Annotated in this window: 7 protein-coding genes; 2 read left to right on the top strand and 5 right to left on the bottom strand. The window is 73.5% G+C overall.

Features of this window, described 5'->3' with window-relative positions; translation table 11 throughout:
• Positions 1–444 precede the first annotated feature (444 nt).
• A complete protein-coding gene (locus tag WME95_RS26920) occupies positions 445–1,221 on the top strand; it encodes a chlorite dismutase family protein (protein ID WP_437902247.1) in 777 nt (258 codons plus the stop codon).
• A 15-nt stretch (positions 1,222–1,236) separates the two neighbouring features.
• Here the strand turns inward: WME95_RS26920 and WME95_RS26915 are convergent, their stop codons facing one another.
• The 5 genes from WME95_RS26915 to WME95_RS26895 form a co-directional block, all read right to left on the bottom strand.
• Positions 1,237–3,012 (bottom strand): phospho-sugar mutase, encoded by a 1,776-nt coding sequence (locus WME95_RS26915; RefSeq protein ID WP_437541083.1) that lies wholly within the window; start codon positions 3,010–3,012, stop codon positions 1,237–1,239.
• A gap of 171 nt (positions 3,013–3,183) precedes the next feature.
• On the bottom strand, positions 3,184–4,584 hold the full coding sequence (locus WME95_RS26910; protein WP_437902246.1) for an acetyl-CoA carboxylase biotin carboxylase subunit: 1,401 nt from the start codon (positions 4,582–4,584) through the stop codon (positions 3,184–3,186).
• A gap of 92 nt (positions 4,585–4,676) precedes the next feature.
• Positions 4,677–5,840: a 23S rRNA (adenine(2503)-C(2))-methyltransferase RlmN gene (gene rlmN / locus WME95_RS26905; RefSeq protein ID WP_437902245.1), complete on the bottom strand. Its 1,164-nt coding sequence runs from the start codon at positions 5,838–5,840 to the stop codon at positions 4,677–4,679.
• 65 nt (positions 5,841–5,905) lie between these two features.
• Positions 5,906–7,057 carry a CgeB family protein gene (locus WME95_RS26900; protein ID WP_437902244.1) on the bottom strand — a complete coding sequence of 384 codons (1,152 nt, stop codon included), beginning with the start codon at positions 7,055–7,057 and terminating at the stop codon, positions 5,906–5,908.
• Between the two features lie 877 nt (positions 7,058–7,934).
• The gene (locus WME95_RS26895) at positions 7,935–8,825 is read right to left on the bottom strand and encodes a serine/threonine-protein kinase (RefSeq protein ID WP_437555500.1); all 891 of its coding nucleotides are present in this window, start codon (positions 8,823–8,825) and stop codon (positions 7,935–7,937) included.
• A gap of 589 nt (positions 8,826–9,414) precedes the next feature.
• Between WME95_RS26895 and WME95_RS26890 the strand changes: the two genes are divergently transcribed.
• On the top strand, positions 9,415–13,272 hold the full coding sequence (locus WME95_RS26890) for a serine/threonine-protein kinase (RefSeq protein ID WP_437902243.1): 3,858 nt from the start codon (positions 9,415–9,417) through the stop codon (positions 13,270–13,272).
• Positions 13,273–13,292: the final 20 nt, after the last annotated feature.

The raw sequence follows: 13,292 nt of genomic DNA, 5'->3' as shown, positions 1-13,292 counted from the left end.
GGGGGGGCGGCGCACGTACCCTCGGGCGGGAAACCCTGCCCGGGAGCACATCGTCGGGGCAACTCCAGGAGTCGTGGTTGTACCTTGCAGGGGAGCGTGAGTCGGGCTCGATGGCAAGAGATGATTACGTGGGAGCAGCCGTACGACACGAGCCGACGTGGCCCCGCGCAAGATCACGCCGGTTGTCCAGCTCTCCTTTCGACCCGAGACGCCAGACCCCCGGCGACCGCCGCAGACGTCAGCGCGCGCAATGGTGTGATGCGCATTACGTGATTTCGTGCGGCGCTCGTCGCTCGTCGGTCGTCGCGCCCGTCGACGGGCGCTCGTCGCGGTGACGGGGGCTCGCAGCGGCGACGGGCGCTCGCGGCGGGGGCTGCGCGTCGCCCGCGGAGGTGGTGCGCCTGGCAGTTGCCGTCCTCCGCGAACCTCGGTACCCCTACGCCCATGAGCGAACCCACCACGGGCCGGCCCGCCGCCGGCCACGCGGAGCCCGAGCTGCCGCACATCGACGTCGCCGAGCGGGGGGCGCCGCGCGACGGCCGGCCGCAGGTCATCGACGGCCGGCTGTTCATGCAGCTGCTCGTGTTCCGTTGCCCCGGCGACGCCGATCCGGCGGAGCTGACCCGCGCAGCCGGCCAGGCGCTCGCGTCGCAGCGCGTCGGCGCGGTCGTCTACGAGGACATCAACGATCCGCGCGGGATCGCCGTGCTCACGTGGGCGGAGGACCCCGCCGTCTTCGTCCAGACCGTCCGCCCGGCGCTCAACCGCAGCGAGCTCCGGGCCCTGGAGCTTCGCCCCGATTTCACCATGCTGGGGCGCACGTACTCGACCGGCTACGAGCAGGAGCTCGACTTCTGGCTGCTCCGGCGCCCGGCGGAGACCGTCTTGAACCCCGCCTGGCCGTGGGCGGTGTGGTATCCGCTGCGCCGCAGCGGCGCGTTCTCCAAGCTCGAGGGGCGCGAGCAAGGGAGCATCCTGCGCGAGCACGGCACCATCGGCAGGGCCTACGGCGCCCAGGACCTCGCCCACGACATCCGCCTCGCGTGCCACGGCCTCGACGCCCGCGACAACGAGTTCGTGATCGGGCTCGTCGGCAAGGAGCTCCACCCGCTCTCCCACATCGTGCAGACGATGCGGAAGACCCGCCAGACCTCGGAGTTCATCAGCCAGATGGGCCCGTTCTTCGTGGGCCGCGCCGCCTTCCGCAGCCCGGGCGGCTGACGGGGCCGCTCCCCCTCAGCCGATGCCGGCGAGGCCCGAGAACGCCAGGGCCAGGGCGTCGAGCCGCACCGCGGCGCGGGCCTCGGCGTCGCCCAGCGGCTCGTCCGCGGCGACCTCCTCGCGCACGTCGAAGTAGAACTTGATCTTCGGCTCCGTCCCGCTCGGGCGGGCGATGAGCCGGCTCCCGTCGTCGAGCTCGTACACGAGCACGTTGCTCGGAGGCAGCACGAGCGGCTCGACGAGGCCGTCGCTCGTGGTGCGCGTGCGCGCCTCGAAATCGCGCCACGCCACCACGGGGACGCCGCCGATCGCGGCCGGCGGCCTCTTCCTCAGCGCGTCCATGATCGCCGCGATCTTCTCGAGGCCGTCGACGCCGCGCAGGGTGTAAGAGCGCTGCCCGCTCATGTAGAGGCCGTACTTGCGGGTGATCGCCTGGAGCTCGTCGAGCAGGGTCCTGCCCTCGGCCTTGCGCACCGCCGCGAGCTCGGCGACCAGCGCCGCGGCGCTGATGCCGTCCTTGTCGCGCACGACCGGGCCGACGGTGTAGCCGAGCGCCTCCTCGAAGCCGAACACGAAGCGGGCCCCGGTCGAGCGCTCGATGTCCATCGCCCGGTTGGCGATCCACTTGAACCCGGTCAGGGTCTCCTCGTAGTGAACCCCGAGCGCCGCGGCGATGACGCCGAGCATCGGGGTCGAGACGCAGGAGGCCAGCACGAGCCGGCGCTCGTCCGCGCCCTGCGCGCGCCCCTCGGTGAGCAGGTAATGGCCGAGGAGCACGCCGACCTGGTTGCCCGTGAGCTGCACGTACTCGCCGTCAGGGCGCCTCACCGCCACGGCGAGCCGGTCGACGTCGGGATCGTTGGCGAGGACGAGGTCGGCGCCCTCCCGCTTCGCGAGGGCGAACGCCAGGTCCATGGCGCCCTTCTCCTCGGGGTTCGGGAACGCGACCGTGGGGAACGCGCCGTCCGGCTCGGCCTGCTCGGGCACGCTCGCCACGCGCGTGAAGCCGGCTTCGCCGAGCGCCTGGCGGACCAGGCGATTGCCGACGCCGTGAAGCGGCGTGTAGACGATGCAGAGGTCGCGATCCCCGTCGCTCCGCACCGCGAGGCCGCGGATCGCGCCGAGGTAGCTCCGCTCCAGCTCCTCGGGGAAGTCGCGCACCAGCCCGAGCCTCCTCGCCTCGTCGAGGGGCATGCGGGGGACCTCATCCGCCGGCGGCGAGGCGTCGATCGCCGTCGCGATGCTGGTGTCGTGGGGTGGGATGATCTGCGCGCCGTTGTCCCAGTACACCTTGAAGCCGTTGTACTCGGGCGGGTTGTGGCTCGCCGTCACCATCACGCCCGCGGCCGCGCCGAGGTGGCCGACCGCGAACGCCGCGACGGGCGTGGGGCAGGGGACGGGCGAGAGGTGGCTCGGGATGCCCGCGGCGGCGAGGGCGCAGGCGGTGTCCTCCGCGAACTCTCGGCTCATCCGGCGGCCGTCGTAGCCGATGACGACGCCCGCGCTCCGCGCCTTGTCGCCGATCGCTTCGAGGAGGTGACGGGCGAGCCCCGCGGTCGTGCGGAGGATGACGGCGCGGTTCATCCGGCTCTCGCCGGCGCCGAGGACGCCGCGGATGCCCGCGGTGCCGAACTCCAGCGGGCCGGCGAAGCGCTCGGCGAGCTCGGCGCGGACGCCGTCCTCGCCCGCCCTGGCCGCGTCGATGAGCCGGCGCAGCTCGCTCTGGGTCTCCGGATCGGGGTCGTGGGCAAGCCAGCGTTCGGCGGGCTCGAGGACGAAGTCGTGGCTCACGCCTGATATTTAGTTCATGCCGGCCGTGGTTTGCACCACGAGCGCGCGATTCGGCGCGGCGGCGGCGCGGGCGGCGACCGCCGCGCTGTAACCCGCCCGGCCCGGCGCCCGCCCGGCCCGGCGCCGACGTAGCCGGCGGCTCCCGGCCCGCTCAGCCCGCTCGGCCGAGCGTCAGCCCACCTTCTTGCCGGCGGCGAGCGCCTCGGCGAAGCGCGTGTCGTACTGCCCGCCGCGGAAATCGCCGTCCTGCAGGATCTGGCGGAGGAATGCGAGGTTGGTCGCGGCGGGCCCGGCCGGACCGGTGAGCTCGATCGTCGTCTCGGCGAGCGCCCGGTCGAGGCGAGCGATCGCCTCGTCGCGCGTCGGGCCGTGGGCGACGATCTTGGCGAGCAGCGGGTCGTAGAACGGCGTCACCTCGAGCCCCTCGGCGACGCCGGTCTCGATCCGCAGGTCGTCGCCGGCGGCCGGCCAGCGGAGCGCGGTGATGCGACCGGGCTGGGGGGCGAACTTCTTCGCCGGATCCTCCGCGTAGAGGCGCGCCTCGACGGCGTGGCCGCGGCAGGTGTGGCCCCGGACCTCCGGCGCGAGCGGCTCGCCCGACGCGATGCGGATCTGGTGCTCGACAAGGTCGAGCCCGGTGCACATCTCCGTGACGCAGTGCTCGACCTGGAGCCGCGCGTTGACCTCCAGGAAGAAGAGCTCGCCGCTCTCCGCCGCGACGAACTCGACGGTACCCGCGCCGACGTAGCCGGCGGCCGTCACGACCCGGAGGGCGCTGTCGTGGAGCTCCTTCCGGCGGAGCTCGCCCGCCGCTCCCTGGAAGAACGCGGCCGGCGACGGGGTCTCCTCGACGATCTTCTGGTGCCGGCGCTGCGCGCTGCACTCGCGCTCGCCGAGCGCGACGGCGCCGCCCTGCCCGTCGCAGAGCACCTGCACCTCGATGTGGCGCGGGCGCTCGATGTACCGCTCCATGTACACGCGCGGATCCCCGAACGCCGCGCGGCCGCGGTCGGAGCACGCGGTGAGGGCGCGCGACAGCTTGCCTGGATCGGTGACGACCTGCATGCCGATGCCGCCGCCGCCGCCCGCGGCCTTGACGAGCAGCGGAAAGCCGATGCTCTCGGCGGCGCGCTGGGCGGCCTCGACGTCGGCGGGGTCGACCGGACCGCCCGTGCCCGGCGGCGGGAACACGCCGGCCCCGCGCGCGTGATCCCGCGCGAGGATCTTGTCGCCGAAGGCGTGGAGCACCGCGGGCGGCGGGCCGATGAACGTGACGCCGGCCTCGACGACGGCCTCGGCGAAGGCCTGGTTCTCGCTGAGCAGGCCGTACCCCGGGTGGATGCCGTCGGCGCCCGTCGCGCGGGCCGCCTCGACGATCGCATGGATGACCAGGTAGCTGTCCCGGACCGGCGGCGGCCCGATGCGCACCGCCTCGTCGGCCATCGCGACGTGCGGCGCGCTCGCGTCCGCGTCGGAGTACACGGCGACCGTCGCGATCCCGAGCCGTTTGCAGGTCCGGAGGACGCGGCAGGCGATCTCTCCACGGTTGGCGACGAGGATCTTCTTCAACACGGCCGACAGCTACGCCCCCGCGCGGCGGCGCGTCAAGACGCCCGCTGCAGGCGGCGCTCGCCCGCGCGCTCCCGGGAGGCGAGCGGGCGTGCTCAGCCGAGCGCCCGCCGCACCTTCGGCTTGGCCCCGAGCAGCACGAGCTGCCCGCAGGCCGCCGAGACGTCATCTCCGCGCCGGCGGCGAACGAAGCAGGAGTATCCCGCCTGGGTGAGCACCTCCTGGAACGCCGCCACGCGCTCCTGGGCCGGCGGACCCAGCGAGGAGGCCTCGATCGGGTTCATCGGGATGAGGTTGATCTTCACCGGGAGCCCGCGCAGGAGCTTCGCCAGCCGCCGCGCCTCGGCGGGATCGTCGTTCTGCCCGGCGACGAGCGTGTATTCGATGGTGATGCGCCGACGCCGCGGCAGCGGGTAAGCGCGCAGCGCCGCGAGCAGCTCGTCGAGCGGGTGCTTGCGGTTGATGGGCATCAGCGCCGAGCGCGTCTCGTCGTCCGCGGCGTGCAGCGAGATCGCCAGCGCGATCTGCCCGCCAAAATCCGCTCCGAGCCGTGCGATCTCGGGCACGAGGCCCGACGTGGACACAGTGACCCGCCGCGTCGAGAGGTTGATCCCTTCCGGGTGCGTGAGCAGACGCAGCGAGCGAGCGGTCGCTTCGTAGTTGTGGAGCGGCTCGCCCATGCCCATGTACACGACGTTGCGGAGCTCCTCGCCCTCCTCGAGCATCGCCCGCCCGAGGAGCACCTGGCCCGCGATCTCCTCGGCCCCGAGGTGGCGCTTGAGCCCCGCCACGCCGCTCGCGCAGAAGCCGCACCCCATGGCGCAGCCGACCTGCGTCGAGATGCACTGGGTGACGCGGACGCGCGGCGCGGCGCCCGCCTCCGCGGCCGCATCGTCGTCCTCGTCGTCAGCCGCCGCCGCGTCGGCGTCGAGCTGCGCCTGCGAGCCGGGGCCCGACACCGACGGGAGCAGGACGGACTCGATGGTCGCGCCGTCGCGGAGGCGCAGGAGCAGCTTGCGCGTGCCGTCCTCGGAGCGATGAACCCGCTCGGGCGTCAGCACCTCGCCCAGCCCCTCCGCGGCGAGGTGCTCGCGCAGCCGCGCCGGGAGGTTCGTCATCGCGGCCGGATCGAGGACGCCGCGGCGATGGATCCACTGGAATACCTGCTTCGCCGTGAACGACCGCTCTCCGCGGGCAGCCAGCGAGGCCGACCACTCTTCAGGCAGCCGGGCGACGGGGTGGAGCGGCGTGGAGCGCACCTGCCTGGCCTACTGCGCGCCGCCCCCAGCGGCAAGGGGAGCAGGCGGGCGGCCAGGCCAAAGCGTCAGCCGCTCTGGCTCTCCACCTGTGACGTCGTGAGCTGCCCGTCGCGCTCGCGGCGCGCGCGCGTCCGGCTGGCGGCCTCGAGCACCTCGCGGGTGTAGCGCTCGAACGCCTCGGCCCGGTGCATCGCTGTGTGCTCGGCGAAGACGCGCTGCCTCGCCCGCTGGCCCACCGTGAGGCGCTTGTCCTCCTTCATCTCCCTGAGCTTCCGGAGCACGTCCTCCGGCGAGCGCACGAGCAGGATCTCCTCGCCGGGCTGGAAGAACGTCTCGATACCTGGCCAGGTGTCGCTCAGGACAGGGGTCCCGCACGCGGCCGCCTCGAACAGGCGCGCGCTCGGCGACCACCCGGACTCCACCATCGCACGGCGGGTCAGGTTCAGCGTGAAGCGCTGCGAGTTGTAGAAGATGCGGTGCTCGTCCGGCGGGAGGTGCTCCGTCCGGGAGACGTTCTCCGGCCACGCGAGCGACGTCGGGTACTGAGCGCCCGCCACCGCGAAGCGCCCGCGGCGCATGCGCCGCGCCGGCTCGAGGAGGAGCCGCTCGACGGCCGCCTGCCGGTCGTCGCTGTAGGTCCCGAGGTAGCCGAGATCCCAGCGCATCGGCGCCGGCTGGGGATGGTACACGTCCGTGTCCGCCGAGCAGTAGAGCGCCCGCGCGCGCACCGCGCCGTGGCTGCGCTCCAGCCGCTCCAGCGTCGGACCCCCCGTCGCCGACAGATAGAGATCATACCGCGGGATCAGCGCCGGCGTCAGGTACGCGTGATCCCCGTGCGCCAGCCGGCCCAGCGTGACGGGGGTGTCCAGATCGTAGAACGCGGCCTTTCCGCGGGCCTCTTCCGTGATCCATGCCCCGACCGTCGCCCCTTCCGGTACGAAGGAGCCGACGATCACGAGATCGGCTTCGCGCACGGCGCGTGAGAATCTATCGCGGAGCTCGGTAATGCTCGAGTACTGCTCGGTCGTGCCGTAAGGCGGGTTGGGCAGGTCGCGGTGCTGATCGTAGATGGGGAGGTTCCGCTCCAGAAAGAGCACCCGGTGGCCGCGCGACGCGAGCGCCCGGAGGAGCGCTCTGTACGTCGTGGCGTGGCCGTTGCCCCACGAAGACGTGATGGAGAGCCCCAGGAAGACATAGCGGTAGGTAGTTGTCGTCATAGCGTGGTGGCAGCAAGGGTTGAGAGATCCCAGACGGCGTGCCGGCCCGGAGTGCGCCGGTCCCGAGAGGTACACCGCGGCGGCCCCGGAGAGGCGAAAGACGCCTCGCGGACACCTGCGCAACGTGCGTAACGTGCGTAACGTGCGTAACGTGCGTAACGCGCGCAAAACGAGCGGCACGCCGATCCAGTTGCCCTGGCGCCGCGCGAGAGGGCGCGGCGACGAGCGCACCCGGGATTAACATGCGTGCTCACCCTCTGCAATGCTGTGAGATGCAGTTTCTTGATCGAAGGTGCGTATTCCTCGTCAGACGCCAGGCGGTAAGGTCCGCCCTTTTCCCGTGACGACGAAGCGCGCGAAATCGCCGCTTGCTCCGGGATAACGCGGCTCGTTCGGGTAAAGCACCCGACGGCAACCGTCCTCGCATCGCAGAGGAACCGGCCTGTGCGGTAAACGCTGTTCGGAAGCGATGATGGTGAGAAAAAGAGGGACGTTGTCGCAATGGTCTGTGACGGCTGCTGGTCGAACGGAGCGTCGACGGGGGAGCCCTGCTCCGGAACGCCGGGGCAGCGCTGGCGAGGCGCCGCCCAGGCCGGCGCGCGCTGTCGGACGCGTACGCCGCGGAGCGACGGGGCCTCTGGGCGCGGCCGGCGGCAGGGGATTCCGCCGTCCAGCTGAGCTCGCCGGCGAACCGGCGGCCTCGGCCGGGCAGGGGCGCCTGGCCTCGCGGAGAAATCGGGCGGGGGAGCAGGAAGGCAGCAAGCGCGCGGCGCTGTCCGGGTGCCTTCCTGTCGGCGCGGGGACGCTGCGGTGGAATCGGCAGGCCGGGTGTCCAGCCTTCAGCGGCGCTGGGGCCGCGCGAGAGCCGTCGAGACGTTCAGGCGGCGGGGCTCAGCGCCTGCCAGCCCTGGATCACCTCGGCGATGCTCGCGAAGCGGCGGTCCGGGCTGTGCGCCAGACCCCTGTTCACGAACACCTCGATCTCCCGGTCGACCGGCGGAGGCATCAGGCTGCCCAGGCGGCGCGGGGGCGTCCTCGTCTTGAGATCGGCGAGCATCATCAGATTGCGCGCGGCGTAGGGGAGCTCGCCGGTGAGCGCGTGAAAGATCACCGTCATGGCCGCATAGAGGTCGGCCCGGTGATCCACCGTCTTCCCCTTCGTGAGCTGCTCGGGCGGCGCGAACCTGAAATCGCCGAGACACCGGCTCGGTAACGTCGGCGCGGCGTCGGAGAGCCCGGGAGGGAGCTTGCACGAGCCGAGATCCAGGAGCGTCAGCCGCTCGCCGTCAGGACCCTGGTCGAGGAGCACGTTCGCGGAGCTGATGTCGCGGTGGATGATGCCAATCTCGTGCAGCTCGGCGATCGCCGACCAGAGCTGCCCGCCCAGCGGGTGAACGGCGCTGAACGGGAGCGGCCCCTGCCGGGAGATGCGCTCGCTGAGGAGCTCCCCCTCGCGTAGCTCGAAGACGAGGAGAGGACCGTGCGCCGGGTCCTTGCCGCCGTCGAGCGAGGGCAGTGTGTGCGGGCCCCGCAGCCGCTCGCACGCCACCGCCTCTCGCCGGAAGCGCGCCTCGGCCTCCTGCTGGGGCATGCGCTCTGGCGTGTTGAGCACGCCTCCCGGCTCCTGGCGTACCGGGGGCTCGCCGAGCACCTTGACCGCGACGCGCCGGCCGGCGCTCGCGTCCTCGGCGCTGAACACCTCACCGAGGCCTTCGCGGCGGAGATGACGTACCACGCGGTAGCGCTGGAGCAGAACGGTTCCGGGCACGATTGACAAGAGCGGCCTCCTTCGCTTGACAAAGGGGGTCCAGCGCGTTCCGGTCGCCTCCCCCCTCTCCCCAGACAAGCTCATTTATCACGCAGACGCGACAGAGGAAGCGCCGCGCGCAGCGTCACACGACGAAGGGCCCCCGCGCCTCGTTTTCCGGGGCGCGCCGCTACACATCGGCCGCCCGTCGCACCCGAGGTCGCCTGGACGAAAAAGCCGCGGGGGCATGGGGCGGGGAAAAATGGGGCGCGGCCCGCGGGACCACGGGGCGAATGCGGTCCGGGGAGCCGGAGCGCGGGTGGCCGGCCAACGCCCGTCGCGGCGGCGGGAGCGGCCAGCGCCTGGGCCACCACGGCCGCGCCGGTCTCAGCGGGGCCGCCGGCGCTTCGACGCTGCAGAGTTGCCCCTGGCCGCGCTCTCTGGTGACGATGCGCACCGGAGCGCGGCAATCGGTGGTGATTGCATGACAGCGGCGGCGCCTCTCGGCGCCCGCTTCCGGGGACACGCCCGTCACCCTGAACCGCTGGCCATTCAGGTGAACTTCGCGTAGCTCCCACACAGGGCGGACGATCCGGAGCGACGGCAGGCAATGCGAGCGGGAGACGTCATCGACGGCCGGTTCGAGATCATGGAGCTCGCGGGCGCCGGCGGCATGGGCCACGTCTTCCGCTCGCGCGACCTCAAGACCGGCGAGACCATCGCCCTCAAGGTCCTCCAGAACGCCGCCTCCCAGGACTCGAACCGCCTCGCGCGCGAGGCGCAGGCGCTCGCCACGCTGCGGGTGCCGGGGGTGGTGCGGTACATCTCGCACGGCCGCACGGAGCACGGCCACCCCTACCTCGCCATGGAGTGGCTCACCGGCGAGACCCTCTCCCAGCGCCTTGCCCGGCAGGCGTTCACCCTGGAGGAGAGCCTCAAGCTCGGCCGGCGCGTCGCGACCACCCTCGGCTCCGTGCACCGGCTCGGCGTCGTCCACCGCGATCTCAAGCCGAGCAACCTGCTCCTCGTCGGCGGCACCATCGACCGCATCACGCTCATCGATTTCGGCGTCGTCCGGATGTCCGGCATCGACCAGCAGCTCACCATGCCCGGCGCCATCCTCGGCACCCCCGGCTACATGGCGCCGGAGCAGGCCCGCGGCGAGGCGCACGTCGACGCGCGCGCCGACGTCTTCGCGCTCGGCTGCCTGCTCTACAAGTGCATCTCGGGGCGCGCCCCGTTCCGCGGCGCGCGCGGGCTCGCCGTGCTCGTCAAGGTGCTGATCGAGGAGCCGCCGTCGCTCCGGTGGCTCCGCGACGACGTGCCCGAGGCGCTCGACGCGCTGGTCCAGCGGATGCTGTCGAAGTCGCCCGAGGGGCGGCCGAGCGACGGCAACGCGGTCGCGATCGAGCTCGCCGGGCTCATGGATCCCGCGGCGATCTCCGTCCGCCCGCCCTCGATGTCCGTCCGCCCGCCTGAGCTCACGACCGGCGAGCGCAAGGTGATGTGCCTCGTCCTCGCGCGCGACGGCCTCTCCACCGCCGAACCGTCGCTCCCCGAGGTCGACGAGCAGGCGCGCGCGCAGGCGCTCTCGACCACGGCGGCGCGCTACAAGGGCCAGCTCGAGCTCGTCGACGCGCGGCTGCCGCTCGTCGTGCTGTCCGGGGCCGGCGCGACGACCGACCTCGCGGCCCGGGCCGCCCGCTGCGCGCTCGCCGTCCAGGCGCTCCTCGGCGGCGCGCCGGTCGCGGTCGTCACGGGCAGGGCGGAGATCGCCTCGCGCATGCCGATCGGCGACCTCATCGACCGCGTTGTCCAGCTGCTCCCCGAGGGCCGCGCGACGTCCCGCGCGCCGGCGATCCGCATCGACGAGGTGACGGCGGGCCTGCTCGGCGCGCGGTTCGAGATCACGTCCGACGGGGGCGGCCCCTGGCTCCACGGCGCGCGCGAGGAGCCGGAGGCGCCGCCCCACGTGCTCGGCAAGGCGACGTCGTGCGTCGGACGCGAGCGGGAGCTCGCGCTGATCCGGGACGAGCTCGCCCGCTGCATCGAGGAGTCGACCCCGAGCGTCGTGCTCGTCACGGGGCCGGCGGGCATCGGCAAGTCGCGGCTCCGCCACGAGCTCGTCCGCGCGATCCGGGAGGACGGCGAGCCGGTCGAGGTGTGGCTCGGCCAGGTGGATCCGATGAGCGCCGGGTCGGCCTTCGGCCTGCTCGCGCACGCGCTCCGCCGGGCGATCGGCCTCACGGACGCCGATCCCGTCGAGGAGCGGCGGCGCAAGGTGCGGGCGCGGGTCGAGCGGCACGCGGCGCTCGACGCCGCGCGGGTCGCGACGTTCCTCGGCGAGCTCGTCGGCGCGCCGTTCCCGGACGACGACGTGCAGCTCCGGGCGGCGCGGCGCAACCCGATGCTCATGGGCGATCAGCTGCGCCTCGCCTGGGAGGACTTCCTGCGCGCCGAGTGCGCGGTGCAGCCGGTCCTCCTCGTGCTCGAGGACCTGCACTGGGGCGACCTGCCCACGGTCACGATGGTCGACGCCGCGCTCCGGAACCTGAAGGACCGGCCGTTCATGGTCATGGCGCTCGGCCGGCCCGAGGTGCACGAGCTCTTCCCGAAGCTGTGGGACGAGCGGCGCGGGCACAAGCTCCGCCTCGCGGGGATCTCGCGCCGGTCGAGCGAGCGGCTCGTGCGCCAGGTGCTCGGCGAGCGCGAGAGCCCGGCGCTCGTGGCGACGCTGGTCGAGCGCGCGGACGGCAACGCCTTCTACCTCGAGGAGCAGATCCGCGCGGCGGCGGCGGGCAAGGGCGTGGACCTGCCCGAGACGGTGTTGGCGATGGTGCAGGCGGAGCTCGACGCGCTCGACGTGGGCGCGCGGCGGGCGCTGCGGGCCGGGGCGATCTTCGGCGAGACCTTCTCGCGGAGCGGGGTCGCCGCGCTGGTCGGCCGGGCGGAGGTCGAGCCGCTGCTCGCCGAGCTCGAGGTGCGGGAGCTGATCGTCCGGCGTTCCGTGGAAGGCGCGCCGGAGGCGGCCGAGTACCGGTTCCGGCACGCGCTCGTGCGCGAGGCGGCGTACGGGATGCTGACCGATCACGATCGCCGCCTCGGCCACCGGCTCGCCGGCGAGTGGCTCGAGCGGACGGGCGTGGCGGATCCGATGGCCCTGGCCGAGCATTTCGAGCGCGGCGGCGAGCCGGCGCGGGCCGCGGCGGCGACCCTGCGCGCGGCCGAGCAGGCGCTGCTGGGGAGCGACCTGGGCGCGGCGATCGAGCGCGTCGAGCGCGGCATCGCGCGCGGCGCCTCGAAGGCGACGGCCGGGGCGCTGCGGCTCTGCCAGGCGGAGGCGCACCTCTGGCGGGGCGAGTTCGCGCTGGCCGAGCGGCGGGGGACCGAGGCCCTAGAGCGGCTCGCGCCCGGGTCGGCGCCGTGGTTCTCGGCGCTCACGCAGGTGATCCTCGCGGCCTCGAAGCGCGGCAACCACGACCAGGTCGAGGGCCTGCTGCGCCTGGCGCAGGGCACCGAGGCGCGGCGGTCGGCGCGCCCCGCGCGCAGCGTGTGCCTGTGCGCGGGCGCCGGGCGGCTCGTGTTCGGAGGGCGGTACCAGCTCGCGGACGAGCTGCTCGACGGGATCGAGCAGGACGCCGAGGAGACCGAGCAGGAGGTCGAGGTGCTGGCGCGGCTCCACGAGGCGCGCGCGTACCGGGCGATGGCGGTCGGCGATCCCGGCGCGTGCCTCGCGGGCTTCGAGGCGGCGCTCGCGGCGTTCGAGCACGCGGGCGATCGCCGCAACGCCTGCTGGGCCAGGAACAACCTGGGCTCCTGCTACGCGGAGCTCGGCGATTTCGAGGGGGCCGAGGCGGCGCTCAGCGCGTCGCTCGCGGACGCGGAGCGGATGGGCCTGTCGGACGTCCGGCTCGGCGCGCTCCTCAACCTCGGTCCGGTGCTCGCGCAGCGGGGCCTCGTCGAGGAGGCGCGGCGGACGGCGGAGGAGGCGATCGCGACGTCCCAGCGCCTCGGCGACGCGCGCGGGGAGGGCGCCGGGCGGGCGTGCCTCGCGAGGATCGTGCTCCAGGCGGGCGATCTCGGGGGGGCCGAGCGCGAGGCGCGCGCCGCTGTCGCGATCCTGTACGGCGCGCCGCCCTTGCGGGCCTTCGCGTACGCGGTGCTCGGGCGGGCGCTGCTCGACGCGGGGCAGGCGGTGGACGCGCTCGCGGCGACGACCGAGGCGCTCTGCCTGCTGGAGTCGATGGGGGCCGAGGTGGGCGAGTCGCTGGTGCGCCTCTCGCACGCCGAGGCGCTCTCGGCCTGCGGCCACGGGCGGGAGGCGATGATGGCGATCGCCTCGGCGCGGGAGCGCCTGCTCGAGCGGGCGCGGAAGATCGGCGATCCGGTGTGGCGCGGGAAGTTCCTCGGCAATGTGCCGGACAACGTGGCCACGCTGGAGCTGGAGCGGCGCTGGCTCGACGCCTAGGCCGCTCTACGCCGCGGGCG

It is taken from the genome of Sorangium sp. So ce327, from assembly GCF_051530205.1.
Taxonomy (GTDB): Bacteria; Myxococcota_A; Polyangia; order Polyangiales; family Polyangiaceae; genus Sorangium; species Sorangium cellulosum_B.
The sequence above is the reverse complement of the archived record's forward strand: the minus strand, read 5'-3'. Positions and strand labels throughout refer to the sequence as shown.